The 16,279-nt window shown below is 65.7% G+C and carries 12 protein-coding genes and 1 tRNA gene; 1 reads left to right on the top strand and 12 read right to left on the bottom strand.

The genetic code is table 11. The features are described from left to right. Positions 1-56: 56 nt before the first annotated feature. From nrdE to AC1AYD_RS08530, 3 genes are all read right to left on the bottom strand, one after another. The gene (nrdE, locus tag AC1AYD_RS08540; RefSeq protein WP_476544992.1) at positions 57-2,201 is read right to left on the bottom strand and encodes a class 1b ribonucleoside-diphosphate reductase subunit alpha; all 2,145 of its coding nucleotides are present in this window, start codon (positions 2,199-2,201) and stop codon (positions 57-59) included. Between the two features lie 257 nt (positions 2,202-2,458). Then, a complete protein-coding gene (gene nrdI, locus AC1AYD_RS08535) occupies positions 2,459-2,950 on the bottom strand; it encodes a class Ib ribonucleoside-diphosphate reductase assembly flavoprotein NrdI (RefSeq protein ID WP_476545002.1) in 492 nt (163 codons plus the stop codon). A 221-nt stretch (positions 2,951-3,171) separates the two neighbouring features. Further along, positions 3,172-3,447 carry a glutaredoxin family protein gene (locus tag AC1AYD_RS08530; RefSeq protein WP_476544990.1) on the bottom strand — a complete coding sequence of 92 codons (276 nt, stop codon included), beginning with the start codon at positions 3,445-3,447 and terminating at the stop codon, positions 3,172-3,174. 510 nt (positions 3,448-3,957) lie between these two features. On the opposite strand from AC1AYD_RS08530, the gene gndA reads away from it, so the two are divergent. Next, the gene (gndA, locus tag AC1AYD_RS08525) at positions 3,958-5,412 is read left to right on the top strand and encodes an NADP-dependent phosphogluconate dehydrogenase (protein ID WP_476532415.1); all 1,455 of its coding nucleotides are present in this window, start codon (positions 3,958-3,960) and stop codon (positions 5,410-5,412) included. Between the two features lie 668 nt (positions 5,413-6,080). Here gndA and pgl read toward each other — a convergent pair. The 9 genes from pgl to AC1AYD_RS08480 form a co-directional block, all read right to left on the bottom strand. After that, positions 6,081-6,977 carry a 6-phosphogluconolactonase gene (gene pgl, locus AC1AYD_RS08520; RefSeq protein WP_476544989.1) on the bottom strand — a complete coding sequence of 299 codons (897 nt, stop codon included), beginning with the start codon at positions 6,975-6,977 and terminating at the stop codon, positions 6,081-6,083. A gap of 10 nt (positions 6,978-6,987) precedes the next feature. Then, a complete protein-coding gene (locus tag AC1AYD_RS08515; RefSeq protein ID WP_476502986.1) occupies positions 6,988-7,983 on the bottom strand; it encodes a glucose-6-phosphate dehydrogenase assembly protein OpcA in 996 nt (331 codons plus the stop codon). After that, the gene (gene zwf / locus AC1AYD_RS08510; RefSeq protein ID WP_034529736.1) at positions 7,980-9,518 is read right to left on the bottom strand and encodes a glucose-6-phosphate dehydrogenase; all 1,539 of its coding nucleotides are present in this window, start codon (positions 9,516-9,518) and stop codon (positions 7,980-7,982) included. The genes AC1AYD_RS08515 and zwf overlap by 4 nt, the downstream gene beginning before the upstream one ends. 132 nt (positions 9,519-9,650) lie before the next feature. Further along, complete coding sequence (locus AC1AYD_RS08505) at positions 9,651-10,409, bottom strand: amino acid ABC transporter ATP-binding protein (RefSeq protein ID WP_034529733.1); 759 nt, start codon at positions 10,407-10,409, stop codon at positions 9,651-9,653. After that, on the bottom strand, positions 10,409-12,001 hold the full coding sequence (locus tag AC1AYD_RS08500) for an amino acid ABC transporter substrate-binding protein/permease (protein WP_476502985.1): 1,593 nt from the start codon (positions 11,999-12,001) through the stop codon (positions 10,409-10,411). The genes AC1AYD_RS08505 and AC1AYD_RS08500 overlap by 1 nt, the downstream gene beginning before the upstream one ends. A gap of 112 nt (positions 12,002-12,113) precedes the next feature. Further along, positions 12,114-13,790, bottom strand: coding sequence for a C69 family dipeptidase (locus AC1AYD_RS08495; protein ID WP_476502984.1), 1,677 nt, complete (start codon positions 13,788-13,790; stop codon positions 12,114-12,116). A gap of 110 nt (positions 13,791-13,900) precedes the next feature. Further along, positions 13,901-13,973: transfer RNA gene (locus AC1AYD_RS08490), tRNA-Lys, on the bottom strand. 365 nt (positions 13,974-14,338) lie between these two features. Beyond that, entirely contained in the window at positions 14,339-15,406 is a 1,068-nt protein-coding gene (locus tag AC1AYD_RS08485; RefSeq protein ID WP_476502983.1) for a glycosyltransferase family 2 protein, read from the bottom strand. A gap of 113 nt (positions 15,407-15,519) precedes the next feature. Then, positions 15,520-16,275, bottom strand: coding sequence for a TetR/AcrR family transcriptional regulator (locus AC1AYD_RS08480; RefSeq protein WP_476503007.1), 756 nt, complete (start codon positions 16,273-16,275; stop codon positions 15,520-15,522). Positions 16,276-16,279: the final 4 nt, after the last annotated feature.

Below are 16,279 nucleotides of genomic sequence, written 5' to 3'. Positions count from 1 at the left end.
GACCGAAGACGTACAGGAGGTACGTCGAGTGTCGAGGAAAGGCGGTATACGCTCCATCAGAGCATGCAGGAGACGCAGCCGGCCACTTCGGTGCCTTCAAGCGCCTGCTGGCGGATGCGGATGTAGTAGAGCGTCTTGATGCCCTTGCGCCAGGCGTAGATCTGGGCCTTGTTCACGTCGCGCGTGGTGGCGGTGTCCGGGAAGAACAGCGTGAGCGAGAGACCCTGGTCGACGTGGCGTGTGGCGGCCGCGTACGTGTCGACGATCGCCTGCCATCCGATCTCGTAGGCGTCCTGGAAGTACTCCAGATTGTCGTTGGTCATGTACGGCGCCGGGTAGTACATGCGGCCGATCTTGCCTTCCTTGCGGATCTCGATCTTCGAGGCGATCGGGTGGATCGACGACGTGGAGTGGTTGATGTACGAGATCGACCCGGTGGGCGGCACGGCCTGCAGGTTCTGGTTGTACAGCCCATCGCGCAGGATCGCGTCACGCAGCGCCTCCCAATCGGCGACGCTCGGCACCGCGACCCCATAGCGCGCGAACAGCTCGCGCACGCGCTCCGTGCGCGGCGCGGCGGGAGCGCGGCCGTCCGTGTACTTGTCGAAGTAGTTGCCCGCGCCGGTCGGCTTCGCGTAATCGGAACGCTCGAATCCGATGAACGCCTTGCCGCGCTCGACCGCCAGATCGTGCGACGCGCGGCAGGCGTGGTAGGCGACGGTCATGAAATACATGTCGGTGAAGTCGAGCGCCTCGTCGGAGCCGTAACGCAGGCCCTCGCGCGCGAGGAAGCCATGCAGGTTCATCTGGCCGAGACCGATCGCGTGGCCTTCGTCGTTCGCACGTCGGATCGACGGCACCGCGTCGATCGACGTGTGCTCGGCGACGGCCGTCAGCGCGCGGATCGCCGTCTCGACCGTGCCGGCGAGACCGCCGTCCATCGCCTTCGCGATGTTAAGCGAGCCGAGGTTGCACGACACGTCGCGGCCCACGTGCTCGTAGGAGAGGTCGTCGCGGTAGACGCTCGCCTCCTGCACCTGCAGAATCTCCGAGCACAGGTTCGACATCGTCACGCGGCCGTCGATCGGATTCGCGCGGTTGACCGTGTCCTCGAAGACGAGATACGGGTAGCCGGATTCGAACTGCAGCTCGGCGAGCGTCGTGAAGAACTTGCGCGCGTCGATGTACGTCTTCCTGATGCGGTCGTCGGCCAGCATCTCGTCGTACTTCTCGGTGACGGAGATGTCGGCGAACGGCTTGCCGTACACGCGCTCCACGTCGTACGGGCTGAACAGCGCCATCCGCTCCTTGCGCTTGGCGAGTTCGAACGTGATGTCCGGCACGACCACGCCCAGCGCGAGCGACTTGATGCGGATTTTCTCGTCCGCGTTCTCGCGCTTCGTATCGAGGAAACGCATGATGTCCGGATGATGCGCGTTGAGGTACACGGCGCCCGCACCCTGACGCGCGCCCAGCTGGTTCGCGTACGAGAACGAGTCCTCGAGCAGCTTCATGACCGGCACGACGCCGCTCGACTGGTTCTCGATGTGCTTGATCGGCGCGCCCAGCTCACGCAGGTTGGAGAGGAGCAGCGCCACGCCGCCGCCGCGCTTCGACAGCTGCAGGGCCGCGTTGATGCCACGCGAGATCGACTCCATGTTGTCCTCGATGCGCACGAGGAAGCAGCTCACCGGCTCGCCGCGCTGCGCCTTGCCGAGGTTCAGGAACGTCGGCGTGGCCGGCTGGAAACGGCCGGCGAGCATCTCGTCGAGATAGGCGGTGGCGGCGGATTCGTCGCCGGCGGCCAGGTCGAGGGCGACCGCGGCGCAACGCTGCGGGAAGTCCTCGAGATACGTCTTGCCGTCGAACGACTTCAACGCGTAGGAACGGAAGAACTTGAACGCGCCGAGGAACGTCTCGAACTCGAAGCCGGCCTGCGCGGCGTGCGCGTAGAACGATTCGAGGAAGTCGGCGCTGTAGCGGGCGAACACGTCGCCGTCGTAGTAGTCGTGGTCGATGAGCCAACGCAGGCGCTCGCCGGCCGTGGCGAAACGCTTCGTGTTCGGCTCGATCTCGCTCGTGACGTAGGCGCGCTCGGCCTCCTTGTCCTTGCCGAACTGGATGAGCCCGTGCTCGTCGTACAGGTTGAGCATCGCGTTCAGCGCATGGTAGTCGGTCGACGGATCGTAGGTGGTGGTCATGGAATACCCTTCAGGAGATTGTTCGGTCACGGTTGGGCGTCGGTGGCTTTCGCCACGGTGAGATGTCGGGGTCTCTCCCTCCGTCACGGCTGCGCCGTGCCACCTCCCTCGTCAGAGGGAGGCTGCGTCGTGTCGTGTTGGGGAGGCGGCGTCGTTATGCCGGTAAGGTGCTTGGCCCCCTCTGACGAGGGGGCTGTCGAACGGAGTGAGACTGGGGGAGAGACGGCGGCGCATGTCGCCGATTCGGCGGACTTACCTCACCGCGTGAAGAACCTGACGAGGCCGTCGCGCACTTTGCGCGAGTCCTCGCGCGTGCCCATCAGTTCGAAGCGGTACAGGTACGGGACGCGGCATTTCGCGGCGATGATGTCGCCGGCCGCGCCGTACGCGCTGCCGAAGTTCGTGTTGCCGGAGGCGATCACGCCGCGGATCCACGCGCGGTTGCCTGCATGGTTGAGGAATCGTTTCACCTGCGGCGGCACGGCCTTGCGCGCGTCGCCGCCGCCGTATGTGGGCACCATGATGACGTACGGTTCGCGCACGTTGAGCATCGCCGCGTTCGGTTTCAGCGGAATCCGGTACACGTTGATCCCCGCCTCGCCGAGTTTCAATCCGGCGACGAACCGGGACGTGTTCTCCGACGCGGAGGAGAAGTACACGAGCGCGCCGATCGCCTTGGCGCGTCCGCCCGCCGCCGCCGTTTCCGGCGTGCCGGGCGTCGCGTCGTCATGGTCCGGCGTCTCGCTCATCCCGTGCAACGCGACGGGCGCGCTACGGCGTCCCGCGCGCGTCGCGTCGCCACCGTCCGCGTCGTCACGTCGCGCCGCGGCGGCGCCGTGACGACGTCCGCCCGCGGCGACGCCGGTCAGCGCGGACAGGTCCCCCGCGCCCTGCGCGCGACGGACGGGCGTCGCTCCGGTCAGGCCGGACAGGTCGCCTCCCGTGCTGCCGCTCACGTTCGGTGTGACGCTCATGCGGCGACCGCGTGCTGCTCGGCGACCTGCGTCGTGTTCGCCGTCGCGGCCTTCGCGAGTTCGCGGATCAGGTCCGGGCGATAGCCGGTCCACGAGTTGTCCGGGGTGATGACGACCGGCGCCTGCCGGAACCCCGCCTGCTGCAGCTGTTCCAGCGTGGACGGGTTCTGCGTCAGGTCGACCGTCTCGAACGGGATGCCGAGCTTGTCGAGCTGGCGCTTGGTGGCGTCGCACTGCGGGCAACGCGGCTTGGTGAACACGGTGACGGTCATGGTGGTCTCCGATCGGACGGGTGTGATGTGGTGCGGGAGACAGCCTATCGAGGATTGATTGACGAGTAAACACTATCCATAGTGGCGTGTCGTTGATGATTTCGCTAGATGTAGTGTCTGCGTCTGACGTCGGTAAATCATTGGAATCCCAAAGGACACGCCGTGGGCGAGGTCGGCCCGGCCGCGGCCGGAATCGCCGCAAAACGGAAAATGTCGTCTTCCTCACATCACGTCCTCCCTCCGGCTCCCCTTGCAGGGGAGCTGTCATGCTTCGCATGACTGAGGGGTAGTCCCCGCCACCCACGCGGTTCATCCGGCGTAAGATGCCGCTCGCCCGTCGGCGTGCCCCTCACCCCGGCTCCCCTTGCAGGGGAGCTGTCATGCTTCGCATGACTGAGGGGTAGTCCCGCCGCCCATACGGCCGCTTGACATAAGACGCCACTCGCGCATCGGCGCACAGCGGGATAGACTTTTCTCGGAACAAGCTGAATCGACTGAAAGGCAAGGCAAATGGCCGAAGCTACGGCAAACATCGGTGTTATCGGACTTGCGGCGATGGGTTCCAACCTGGCCCGCAACCTCGCGCACCACGGCAACACGGTGGCGCTGTTCAACCGCCACTACTCGCGCACCGAGAAGCTCATGGAGGAGCACGGCTCCGAGGGCGCGTTCGTCCCGACCAAGACGCTGGAGGAGTTCGCCGCGTCCCTGAAGCGCCCGCGTACCGCGATCATCATGGTCAAGGCCGGCGGCCCGACCGATGCGGTTATCGAGCAGCTCGAGCAGGTGTTCGAGCCGGGCGACATCATCGTCGACGGCGGCAACTCGTTCTTCAAGGACACCATCAAGCGCGAGAAGGAAGTGCGCGCCAAGGGCTTCCACTTCGTCGGCTGCGGCGTGTCCGGCGGCGAGGAGGGCGCGCTCAACGGCCCGTCCCTGATGCCCGGCGGCACCGCGGAATCCTGGAAGACGCTCGGCCCGATCCTCGAGTCGATCGCCGCGAAGGTGAACGGCGAGCCGTGCGTGACCCACATCGGCACCGATGGCGCCGGCCACTTCGTGAAGATGGTCCACAACGGCATCGAATACGCGGACATGCAGGTGATCGGTGAGGCGTACGACATCCTGCGCCGCGGCCTCGGGATGGACGCCGAGGAGATCGCCGGCGTGTTCGACGAGTGGAACAAGGGCGACCTCGACTCCTACCTGATCGAGATCACCGCCGAAGTGCTGCATCACAAGGACGCCGCCACCGGCAAGCCGTTCGTGGACGTGGTCGTCGACCACGCCGGCATGAAGGGCACCGGCACGTGGACCGTCCAGACCGGTCTCGAGTTCGGTTCCCCGGTCGCCTCGATCGGCGAGGCCGTGTTCGCCCGCGCCCTCTCCTCCCACGGCGAGCTGCGCGAGGCCGCCCAGCAGGAGAACCTGGCCGGCCCGAACAAGACCATCGATCTTGATGGCGAGGAGAAGGCCGCGTTCATCGAGGATGTGCGTCGTGCGCTGTTCGCCTCCAAGGTCGTCGCCTACGCGCAGGGTCTCAACGAGATCCAGGATGGCGCGAAGGAGTACGGCTGGGACATCAACCTGTCCGAGGTGGCCCGCATCTGGCGCGGCGGCTGCATCATCCGCGCCCAGTTCCTGCTCGACCGCATCACCGAGGCGTTCAAGGGCGACAACCCGCCGGCCTCGCTGCTGTTCGACCCGTACTTCGAGAAGATCATCGGCGAATCGCAGGACGCGTGGCGCCGCGTGATCGTCAAGGCCATCGAGGCGGGCATCCCCACCCCGGTGTTCTCCAGCTCCCTGGCGTACTACGACGGCCTGCGCTCCAAGCGCCTCCCCACCGCCCTCACCCAGTCCCAGCGCGACCTCTTCGGTGCCCACACCTACGGCCGCGTCGACAAGCCGGGCGTGTTCCACACGTTGTGGGCCGAAGAGGGTAAGCCTGAGATTGAGGAGTGAAACTCCTCAATCTCAGGCTTAGGACGGCCCGGTGGGCCGTCCGGCCCTCTTCGGTGCGAGGCGGTTTACCGCCGAGCCAGATCTGAGTCCGGCCGTAGGCCGGTCCATAATTGCTGATCGAGCCGGGCAACCCAGCATCCGAAGAGCAAGAAGCTCTTTTTCGGTGCAAGAAATCCCGGACGACACACCACTCGTCCGGGATTTCTTGTGCTGGTCTCGTCTCAGCGCGATAAATCCCGGAAAACAAGGATGTTCTCCGGGATTTCTTGTGCTGGCATCATTTCAGCGCAACATTTCCCGGACGATAGGGTAAATTTCCGGGAAATATTGCACTGGTCTCTTTTCATCGCAAGTAATCCCGGAGAATAGGGTCGTTTTCCGGGAATCATTGCACTGACCACAGCTCAGTGCAACAAATCCCGGACGAAGCCGTCTATTTCCGGGATTACTTGCGCTGATATCGTCTTGGTACAACAAATCCCGGAGAACGGGGCTGTTTTCCGGGAATCATTGCGTTGAGCTGGAGTCAGTGCAACGATTCCCGGATGAAGCCGCCGATTTCCGGGATCACTTGCGCTTGGAAAGACGGGGAGACTCCGGAGACACGGGGAGACTCGGAAGGAAGCCTCGAAGCTTCGGAGAGTAGCCCCCCGAGAAGCTCCCTGAGGCTACAGCTTCGTCACCGTCTCTTCGGTGGTGAACCAGGTGAACTCGTCCACACCGTAAGCGAAGGAGGACGGGTATTCCGGGTCCCCCTTCGGCACGACGTCACCACTTGGCACTTCGCCGCCCGCGGCGAACACGTGCGCCAGCGACTCCGCCTTGCCCGCTCCGGCCGCGAAGAACCACGTATGGCGGGAGCGCGCGATCAACGGCGCGGTCAGGGAGACGCGCAGCGGCGGCATCTTGGGGGAGTGGGTCACACCGACCGTGAGCCGGTCGCGCACCTGCACCTCCGCATGCCCCGAGGAGGCGGGGAACAGCGAAGCGTAATGCCCGTCGGGGCCCATGCCGAGAATCATCAGGTCGAACACCGGCTCCGGACCCATTTCACGAACCAATTCGTCCGCGTACGTACGCGCCGCGGCGTCCACGAGCGCCTCGTTCTCCACGTCGGCGGCGGAACGCACGAACTCGTCGGAGCTGTCCGCGTCGCGCGTCACCTTCGCGATCTCCGCAGCCGGACGCGTGTCCGCCGGCATCTCGTGGATGTTCGCCTCGGGCAGCGAGCCCGCCGCCACGAGCCCGTCGAGCAGCAGTCGGCGCGCCTCGACCGCGTTGCGGTCGGGGGAGTCGGCGGCGACGAAGCGTTCGTCACTGAACCAGAAGTGCACGCGCGACCAGTCGATCGACGTGGCCAGCGCGGCGATCGAAGCGTCGGTCGCAATCAGTCCGAGCGGCTGCGCGGCCGAGCCACCGGAGAGCGCCACGTCGACGCGCGTGCGGCGCGAGCCGTCCGGCAGGCGCTCGTCCAGCGCGTCGAGCAGCGCCAAGACGAGCCGGGACGCCCCGGCCTTGATCATCACGTCTTTGTCCGGATAGACGACGAGTGTGCGACTTGCCATGTGAAACTCCTTAGTGACGAATCAGGTCCCAGCCTTCGTTGATGACGTCGGCGTAGATCTCGTCCGGGTCGATGCGGCGCAGTTCCTCGGTCAGGCAGTCCTCGATCGTGCGCGGCGGCACGGAGATCGCCTGCGGCGCCTGCCCCGGCATCGAGATCACGGCCTGGTCCTCGTGCGGGCGTTCCAGCGACACGGTGCCGTCCGCACGCGTGAACGCCACGCCGGTCACCGCCGTCGCGCCGTCGACGTATTCCACGTCGACCGGCACGTCGAGCGTGAGTCGCAGCCACGCGCACAGCAGGTCCATCGGCAGGAATTCGCGCGGTCCGGTCACCTTCACCGCCGTGACCGGCAGGTGCGGCGGCTGGTCGAGCATCGAGGCGAGCAGTCCGCGCCACACGGTCAGGCGCGTCCACGACAGGTCGATGTCCTCCGGCGTCCAGCTGCGGCGCAGACGTTCGATCGTCGCTTCCGGATTGTTGGAGCGCAGCGCATCGGTGATGCGGCTGCGTGCCATCGCGCCCATCAGGTCCTTCGCCGGGTTGGACGGCGGCGTGGTCGGCCACCATGCGACGACCGGCACGTCCGGCACGAGCAGCGGGATGACGAGCGTGTCCGGATGGTTGATGAGCCCGTTGCGGGGGCGCAGGATGATGATCTCGCCAGCGCCGGCGTCCGCGCCGAAGCGCACCTGCGCGTTGAGGTTCGATTCCGCGGGGCCGTCGGTCAGGTCGATGGCCGGGTTGTCGGTCTTCTCCATCGCCTTCACGTCGCCGTCGCCGGAATCGTCGCGGCGCGACGTGTCCGGCACGATCGCGATGACGCGGCACGGGTGCTCGCGGCTCGCCGCGTTGGCGACTTCGAGCGCGTGCTCGAGTTCGCCTTCGTCGGTGGCGATGAGCAGCGTGAGCACGCGGCCGGTCGCCGATTCGCCGCGCTCCTCGTGCAGCTCGTCGATTTTGTGCGCGATTTCGCGCGTGCGGGTGTTCGGCATATCGATGATCATGGCATCCTCCAATGGCGGCCTTCGCGCGCCAGCATCTCATCGGCCTCGGCCGGGCCCCACGTGCCCGCGCGGTACGGCTGCGGCTGGCCGAGCGTCGACCAGAACTCCTCGATCGGGTCGAGGATCTTCCAGCTCAGGTTCACTTCCTCGGTGGTGGGGAACAGCGGCGGGTCGCCGAGCAGCACGTCGAGGATCAGTCGTTCGTAGGCTTCCGGCGAGTTCTCGGTGAACGAGCGGCCGTAGCTGAAGTCCATGTTCACGTCACGGACCTCCATCGTGGTGCCGCCCGGCACCTTCGCGCCGAAGCGCATCGTCACGCCCTCGTCCGGCTGCACGCGGATCACGATCGCGTTCTTGCCGAGTTCGCGCACGGCGGTCTGCTCGAACGGCAGGTGCGGGGCGCGCTTGAACACGACGGCGATTTCGGTGACGCGCTTGCCGAGACGCTTGCCGGTCCTGAGGTAGAACGGCACGCCCGCCCAGCGGCGCGTGTCGATGTCGAGACGGATGGCCGCGTACGTCTCGGTGGTGGACTTCGGGTCGATGCCCTTCTCGTCCAGGTAGCCGACGACCTCGTGCGAGCCCTGCCAGCCCTTCGCGTACTGGCCGCGGGCCGTGTTGGCGGCGAGGTCCTTGGGCAGGCGCACGGCGGAGAGCACCTTGGTCTTCTCGGCCGTCAGGTCCTTCGCGGTGAAGCTCACCGGCTCCTCCATGGCGGTGAGGGCCATGAGCTGGAGCAGATGGTTCTGGATCACGTCGCGTGCGGCGCCGATGCCGTCGTAGTAGCCGGCGCGGCCGCCGATGCCGATGTCCTCGGCCATCGTGATCTGCACGTGGTCCACGTAGTTCGCGTTCCACACCGGCTCGTACATCGCGTTGGCGAAGCGCAGGGCCAGCAGGTTCTGCACGGTCTCCTTGCCGAGGTAGTGGTCGATGCGGAACACCGAGCTCGGGTCGAACACTTCGGAGACGACACGGTCGAGCTCCTTCGCGCTGGCGAGGTCATGGCCGAACGGCTTCTCGATGATGACGCGTCGCCACGCGCCTTCGGAGGAGCGCGACAGGCCGGAAGCGGCCAGCTGCTTGGAGACGATCGGGAACGCGCTCGGCGGCACCGACATGTAGAACGCGTGGTTGCCGCGCGTGCCGCGGTCGCGGTCGAGCTCCTGCACGGTGGCGCTCAGGCGCTCGAACGCCTCCGGGTCGTCGAACGTGCCCTGCACGAACCGGATGCCGGCCGCGAGGTTGTTCCACGTCGACTCCTTGAACGGCGTGCGGCAACGCGCCTTGACGGCGGTCTTGACGAATTCGATGAAATGCTCCTGCGTCCAGTCGCGGCGCGCGAAGCCGGTCAGGCCGAAGCTCGGCGGCAGCAGACCGCGGTTGGCCAAATCGTAGACGGCGGGCAGCAGCTTTTTCTGCGCCAGATCGCCGGTCACGCCGAAGATGACCAGACTGCACGGGCCCGCGATGCGCGGCAGGCGCAGGTCGCGCGGATCGCGCAACGGATTGGTCCAATTGGTATTCCCACTCATACCAATAAGAGTAATAGCCGTCGGCGGGGTATCGCCGACGGCTAAGGGAATTGTTCGGATAGTGGGCCTGTGAGCCGGCCCACTATCCGGGTGGGATGCGGCGTTTTCACGCCGGTCGCGACGTCACCGGCGCTACAGCACCTTCGACAGGAACGACCGCAGGCGCTCGCTCTTCGGATGGTTGAAGATCTCGTCAGGCGTGCCCTGCTCGTCGATCACGCCGCCGTGGGTGAACACCACGCGGCTGGAGACCTCGCGCGCGAAGCCCATCTCGTGCGTCACGAGGATCATCGTCATGCCCTCCTCGGCGAGCCCGCGGATCACCTCGAGCACGTCGCCGACCATCTCCGGGTCGAGCGCGCTCGTCGCCTCGTCGAACAGCATGATGTCCGGGTTCATCGCGAGCGCACGGGCGATCGCCACGCGCTGCTTCTGGCCGCCGGACAGGGACGCGGGACGCGCGTCGATCTTCTCGGCGAGGCCGACCTGCGCGAGCAGTTTCTTGGCGAGCGCGCGGGCCTCGTCCTTCGGCATCTTGTGCACGAGCGTCGGCGCGAGCATGATGTTCTCGGCGACGGTCATGTTGGGGAACAGGTTGAAGTGCTGGAACACCATGCCGATCTGCTCGCGCACCTCGTCGATGTTCGTGTCCTTCGCGCCGAGGTCGTGGCCGTTGACGACCACCGTGCCCGACGTGGGCGTCTCCAGTCCGTTCAGGCAGCGCAGCAGCGTGGATTTGCCGGCGCCGGATGGGCCGATGATGCACACGACCTCGCCCTTGCGTACCTGGAAGTCGACGCCCTTGATGACCTCGGTGCCGCCGTAGCTCTTGTGCAGGTCGCGCACGTCGACGACGAACTCGTTCGCCGTGTTCTCAGTCGATGCAGCCATTACTTGTTCAACCTCCTATCGGCGATGTTCGCGAGCCAGGTCAGCAGCGTGATGGCCACGAAGTAGATGACGCCCACCATGAGCAGCGTCTCGGTGACGCGGAAGTTCGCCGCGTACAGCTGCTGCGCCTGGTAGAGCAGGTCGGCGAAGCCGATGGTGAGCAGCAGCGAGGAATCCTTGAGCAGGATGACCAGCTGGTTGATGACGGCCGGCGTGCCGATTTTCACGGCCTGCGGCAGGATCACCCTGCGCATCGTCTGCGCGTAGGTGAGGCCGAGCGAACGCGCGCCCTCCGCCTGACCGGGGTCGACCGACTGGATCGCGCCGCGGATGATCTCCGTCAGGTACGCGCCCGAGTTGAGCGACAGCGTGAACAGGCCGGAGAACCAGATCCAGTTCGGGATGGCGTGGCCGACGAGCTGCGGCACGCCGAAGTAGAAGAAGAACGCCCACACGAGCACCGGGGTGCCGCGGAACACGGCCACGTAGGCGCGGGAGATCCACGCGAGCGCCTTGTTGCGGCCCACGCGCATCAGTCCGAAGCCGAGGCCGAGCAGCAGCGCCACGATGAACGAGAGCGCGGTGATGATCATCGTGTTCTTGAGGCCCTGCATGAGTGCGGGCAGCGACTGCACGGCCAGTTGCCAGAATCCGATGCGTTCCACCGTCTTCACGCTGTTCGTGTCCGCGTTCGTCGAGGCGTTCGCGCCCAGGTACTTGACGAGGATCTTGTCGTATTCGCCGGAATCCTTGAGTTCCTTGAGCCCGACGTTGAACGCGGCCAGCAGCTCGGCGTCCCGGCCCTTGTTGACGGCGAAGCCGTAGTAGCCCCTCGGCACCTTCGGCGTCACGGTCTTGAGGCCGTTGTTCTGCGAGATGCCGTAGGCGAGCACTGGGTAGTCGTCGAACACGGCGGCCGCGTTGCCGGCCTTCACCATCTCGTACATCGTGGCCGACTGGTCGACCGACTTAATGCTGAAGCCGTACTTCTTCGCGATGGACTTCGCGTAGGCCTCGCCTTCGGAACCGGTCTTCGCGGTGACGGTCTTGCCCTTGAGGTCCGCGTAGCCCTTGACGGAGTCATCGCTCTTCGCGATGGCCATCTGCACGCCGGACTGGAAGTACGGGTCGGAGAAGTCGTATACCTGCTTGCGTTCGTCGGTGATCGACATGCCGGCGATCACCGCGTCCGCCTGGTTCGAGCTCAACGCCTGCAGCGCCGCGTTGAAGCCGAGCGACTGGATCGTGACCTTGAATCCCTGCGACGCGGCGATCTTGTTGACCAGATCCATGTCGATGCCCACCATCTTGCCGTTCTCGCGGAATTCGAACGGCGCGAACGTGGTGTCGGTGGCGATTGTGTAGGTCTTGCCCTTCGCCTTCTTCGCGAGCGCGCGCGTCGCGTCGTCCACGGTCGACATGCTCTTGGTCGTGTCGCCGGCCTCCGTGCCGTCGGCGGCGAGCGCCGGCGTCGCCGACAGTCCGGCGACCATCATCACCGCGGCGAGCAGCGCCGCGACCAGTGCCGTCAGCGCCCGCAGACGGGCCCGCAGCCCGGCGGTCAGCCCGGAGTCGCCTCGTGCTGTACGCATGCGTGTCCTCCCTCATCTCGTCTCATCTCATTGTCTCGTTCAGATTACGAACGGTTTCAACCTATGAACGGTATGGGAGGTCTTTTTCCGGGCTGTTACGGAATTGTGCGGCTCACGCCCAGCGATCGGACATCGCGAACGCGTTGTGCATCAGATTGCTGGACGTGTACAGCACATCATTGAGCAGCATCGTCGTGTGTTCGCGCAGGTAGCCGGCCATCCGCTCGTTCGCGGCTTCCAGCGTCGTCGCGATTGTCGCGTCGTCCGCGCGTCCGGCGGCAGGCGCGTCGGCGGCGTCGGCTTCGCCGCGCCCGCCCGCGACCTGCGCCGTGACCGTCGCGTCCGTCTCGTCGACCAGACGATGGCCGTACGCGCGCACGCCTTCCGCGTACCCCTCCACCAGATTGTTCGTCTCGTAGAAGTGGGCGTCGGCGATGACCGCGATGAGACGGTTCGTCCAGTACAGGTTGCCGGTCGAGACGATCGGCGTCGTGTCGCGCAGATAGGCGGGCGTGTCGCGCACGTTCGCATAGAACGGCGCGACCGTCGTGAACGGGCCGGAACCGAACGACGTCCACATGACGGCACGCGCCGATTCCGGCACGTACGGGCGCACCTGGATCGCGACCATGTGGCCGGTGCGGTTGACGCCGATCGGACGGTAGCGGTGACGCGACTCCGGCGTGCCGAGCGTGCCGTACGGGTCGTACGGCGTGCCTTCGAAATGCGAGGCGAGGATGCGGTCGACGTCCTCGATCGTGATCTTGTTCTCCGGCACGCGGCACCACGGGATGTCGTCGGACGTGGGCGTGTAGCGGGCGGCCGGGGAATCCCAGTCCTCGCTCGGGTTGAGGCAGCGCTGCATGTACCAGGCGCGCGGCGTGTTGTAGATGTGGTCCTTCGCCGTGGACGTGCCGAACGCGGTGCGCGGGTTGAAGCGGTCCGGCGTCTCCACCGAGCCGTCCGCCGCGAAGCCGACCACGCCGCGCGCCGCGCCGAGGCCCGCGCCGCGCACGGGCACCGCGGACGTGTGCGCCGGCATCGTGCGGTCGAGGCGGTGCGCGGCCATCCACTCGCGCAGGTCGGCGCTGCACAGGTATTCGCGCTGCGGGCCGAACGCGTCCTTCAGGTCGAAGTCGTCGATGCCCAGCTGGTTCGGGATGGTCGCATAGCAGTCGTCGGGCACGCGGCGGGCGATCCAATGATGGCCGCCGATCGTCTCCACATACCAGATCTCATCCACGTCGGAGATGATCACGCCGTTCGACTCGTACGTGCCGTATTGCTCGAGCAGTTCGCCGAGTCGCTGGACGCCCTCGCGCGCCGTATGCACATACGGCAGGACGAGCGTGATGATGTCCTCCTCGCCGATGCCGCCCGGCTGCTCGGGGCGGTAGTCCGGGTTGGACGTGCCGTCCGGATTGGTCGGCTCGCCTTGGGCCGGGCGCAGTTCGACCAGCGGATCGGCGGCGAGCACGCGTTCGTTCACCGCGATCGTCTCCGTGGCGCTCATCGCCACGTTGCGCTCGCTCGCGCCCGCCTCGGCGAGGATGCCGCGATTGTTGAGCACGTTCGGGGCGATTGTGTACCGGCATGGTTCGCCGGCGTCCGTCAGATCGATCTCGACGTGGGAGAGGACGGCGCGGTAATGGCGCGGCTGGTCCTTGGGGTTGACGGTGACGAGTCGTTTCGGATCGTAGCGGCCCGAACCGGAGTCGTCATCGCGCGCGATGATCGTCGATCCGTCGATGCTGGCCGCTTTTCCTACAAGAAGTGTGGTGCAAGACATGCTGCCCACTGTAGTAGGTGCGGTGTGGTGGGTGGGACGTGCGGGGCTGGGGTGCGGGCCCCGGAACACAAAAATCCCTTGGAATCATTGAGATTCCAAGGGATTCGCGGTGCCCCCCGTGGGATTCGAACCCACAACCCACGACTTAAAAGGACGCTGCTCTAACCGTTGAGCTAGAGGGGCAACGTTTCTAAAATACACACGCCGCGCGGACATTGCAACCCTGCGCCGCCGGTTTCCGTGTCCGTCGGCTACGTTGGCCTGCTCGTGAGCGAGGCGCGGGCGGGACACAAGTGAGGCAGGGGCAAGACACAGGGCAAAGAGAAAGCCCGGTGGGAAGACCGGGCTTGAGAGAGAAGAGAGAAGAAGGGATTCAGTTATCGCGGCTTTTCAACCGTGATTCCCAGTAAACCCCCGCCTCTTCAACGTGTTGTGTGCAAATGCTGGGAAAACCATGAGAATCATGTGGCGTTCCGGTGCGGCCGACGACGGTCAGCCGACGACGGTCAGTTGAACCCGGTCAGCCGACCCCGACCGGCCGACACCAATCAGTTGAACCCGACCACGCGTTCCGCCACGCGGTATCCCCACCGGATCACGGACCTGCCCGCCGACCCATGCAGGTTCAGCGCGCGCGACATCGGCTTGCGGCGCACGTCATGGTAGATCGACGGCGAATACGTCTTGATCCCGGCCCACAGCCGCTTCTTCTTCGCATAGTTCTCCGGATCGCGCGAGAGGATCAGGAACACGCTCGCCACCGAGCTTTCGATCGCGAGGAAGTGGATCATGTACCGGTACAGCCCGTCCGGCACGGTCCCGCGTTCCGGCGTCGCCTCGACCATGCACTGGTTGACGTGGATCAGCTGGTCGACGCGTCGGATCATCACGTCGGTCTGCACGCTCTGCCCGTCGCGTCCGATGAAGTAGTGGTAGAACGGCGTGTCCAGGTAGCGCAGCGACTTCACCCACGGGAACGGCTGGTACGCGTAGATGAAATCGACGTAGAACGTGTGCTCGGGCAGCCGCATGCCGGACGCGCGCACCACGGACGTGCGGAAGATCAGCGCGTGCATGAGGATGTACTCGGCGAGACCGAAATGCCCCATGTCGTCCCACGTGAGGCGCTCGCCGGTCTTCATCGCGTGACGGAAGTTGACCACGTGCTTGCGACGCTTGCCGACCTTGTCGTACACGTAGTTGGTGACGAGCATGTCGACCGGGTCGCCGCCCGCGATCTCGTCGCGCAGCGCGGCCATCACCTCTTCGAGCGAGTCCGGGCCCACCCAGTCGTCCGCGTCCACGACCTTCACGTACATGCCGCGCGCCGCCGCGATGCCCGTGTTCACCGCGCCGCCGTGGCCTTTGTTCTCCTGGTGGATGGCACGCACGATGCCGGGGAAGCGGCGTTCGAACGCGCGCGCCACCTCCAGCGTGGAATCCTTGGATCCGTCGTCGACGATGAGCACCTCGATGTCGTCGTTGCGCCGCGCCGCCGTGAGCGACAGCACGCAGCGCTCCAGATACTCCTCCATGTTGTAGGAGGGCACCACGAAGGTGAGCGTCTTGCCGGTGGCGGCCTGTCCGTCGGCCGTCGTCGATGCCGGTTGCGTCATAGTCACGATCCTCGAAATCACATCTGGTTTGTTCGGTTCAACGCCTCACCCTAGCACCGGGCCCACTCGGACGGGACTTATGCGCATATCCTGCACATCCGGTTCATGTTCCGTCACGCCGCGTGCGTCACGCCGGTTCCGGCGTCGCCGCCGTCCGCCGCGTCGTTCGGTTCCTGCGGAACGGACGACTGCGGCGTTCGCGCCGAGCCGTCGTCCGGTCGCGTGTCCGGTCGTGTGGTTTTCCGTGATTTCGCGGTTTTCGCGGATTTGCCTTCGAAGATGAGCTTCGGTTTCGAGTCGAGTCGGCTCAGTCCGTGCCATGCGAGATCGACGATGTATGCGGCGAGCTGCTCCTTGCTGACTTTCGGCCGGTCCGCCCAGTATTGTCCGGTGAACACGGTCATGCCGACGAGCATCTGTGCGTAGTACGGCACGCCTTTGGGAGAGAGTTTCTGCCGTTTGAACGCGGCGATGAGCAGGTCCTCGACGCGCATCGAGATGTCGCCGAGCAGCGAGCTGAACGATCCGGACGGATCGGTGCTCGGCGAGTCGCGCGACAGCACCTGGAACCCTTCCGCGTTCTCCTCGATGTAGGTGAGCAGCGCGAGCGCCGTGCGTTCGACGATCTGGCGCGGATGCATGTCCGGGTCGTCGAGTGCGGCGGTGAGCGCGGCGGTGAGCGCCTGCATCTCGCGGTCGACGATCACCGCGTACAGGCCTTCCTTGCCGCCGAAATGCTCGTAGACGATCGGTTTGGAGACCTTCGCGGTGCTGGCGATCTCCTCGACGCTCACCGATTCGAATCCTTTCGATGCGAAGAGGGATCGTCCGATGCGGATGAGCTGTTCGCGTCGCTGATACGACGTCATGCGT

The organism is Bifidobacterium sp. LH_426 (assembly GCF_056356875.1).
Note: the sequence above shows the minus strand (reverse complement) of the source record. Positions and strands in the feature narration are given on the sequence as shown.

Bases quoted from the DNA above. Each gene is read 5' to 3' on its own strand.
- gndA (WP_476532415.1), top strand. From the start codon at position 3,958: ATGGCCGAAGCTACGGCAAACATCGGTGTTATCGGACTTGCGGCGATG.
- AC1AYD_RS08485 (WP_476502983.1), bottom strand. From the start codon at position 15,406: ATGACGCAACCGGCATCGACGACGGCCGACGGACAGGCCGCCACCGGC.
- nrdE (WP_476544992.1), bottom strand. From the start codon at position 2,201: ATGACCACCACCTACGATCCGTCGACCGACTACCATGCGCTGAACGCG.
- AC1AYD_RS08495 (WP_476502984.1), bottom strand. From the start codon at position 13,790: ATGTCTTGCACCACACTTCTTGTAGGAAAAGCGGCCAGCATCGACGGA.
- zwf (WP_034529736.1), bottom strand. From the start codon at position 9,518: ATGAGTGGGAATACCAATTGGACCAATCCGTTGCGCGATCCGCGCGAC.
- AC1AYD_RS08500 (WP_476502985.1), bottom strand. From the start codon at position 12,001: ATGCGTACAGCACGAGGCGACTCCGGGCTGACCGCCGGGCTGCGGGCC.
- pgl (WP_476544989.1), bottom strand. From the start codon at position 6,977: ATGGCAAGTCGCACACTCGTCGTCTATCCGGACAAAGACGTGATGATC.
- AC1AYD_RS08480 (WP_476503007.1), bottom strand. From the start codon at position 16,275: ATGACGTCGTATCAGCGACGCGAACAGCTCATCCGCATCGGACGATCC.
- AC1AYD_RS08515 (WP_476502986.1), bottom strand. From the start codon at position 7,983: ATGATCATCGATATGCCGAACACCCGCACGCGCGAAATCGCGCACAAA.
- AC1AYD_RS08530 (WP_476544990.1), bottom strand. From the start codon at position 3,447: ATGACCGTCACCGTGTTCACCAAGCCGCGTTGCCCGCAGTGCGACGCC.
- nrdI (WP_476545002.1), bottom strand. From the start codon at position 2,950: ATGAGCGAGACGCCGGACCATGACGACGCGACGCCCGGCACGCCGGAA.
- AC1AYD_RS08505 (WP_034529733.1), bottom strand. From the start codon at position 10,409: ATGGCTGCATCGACTGAGAACACGGCGAACGAGTTCGTCGTCGACGTG.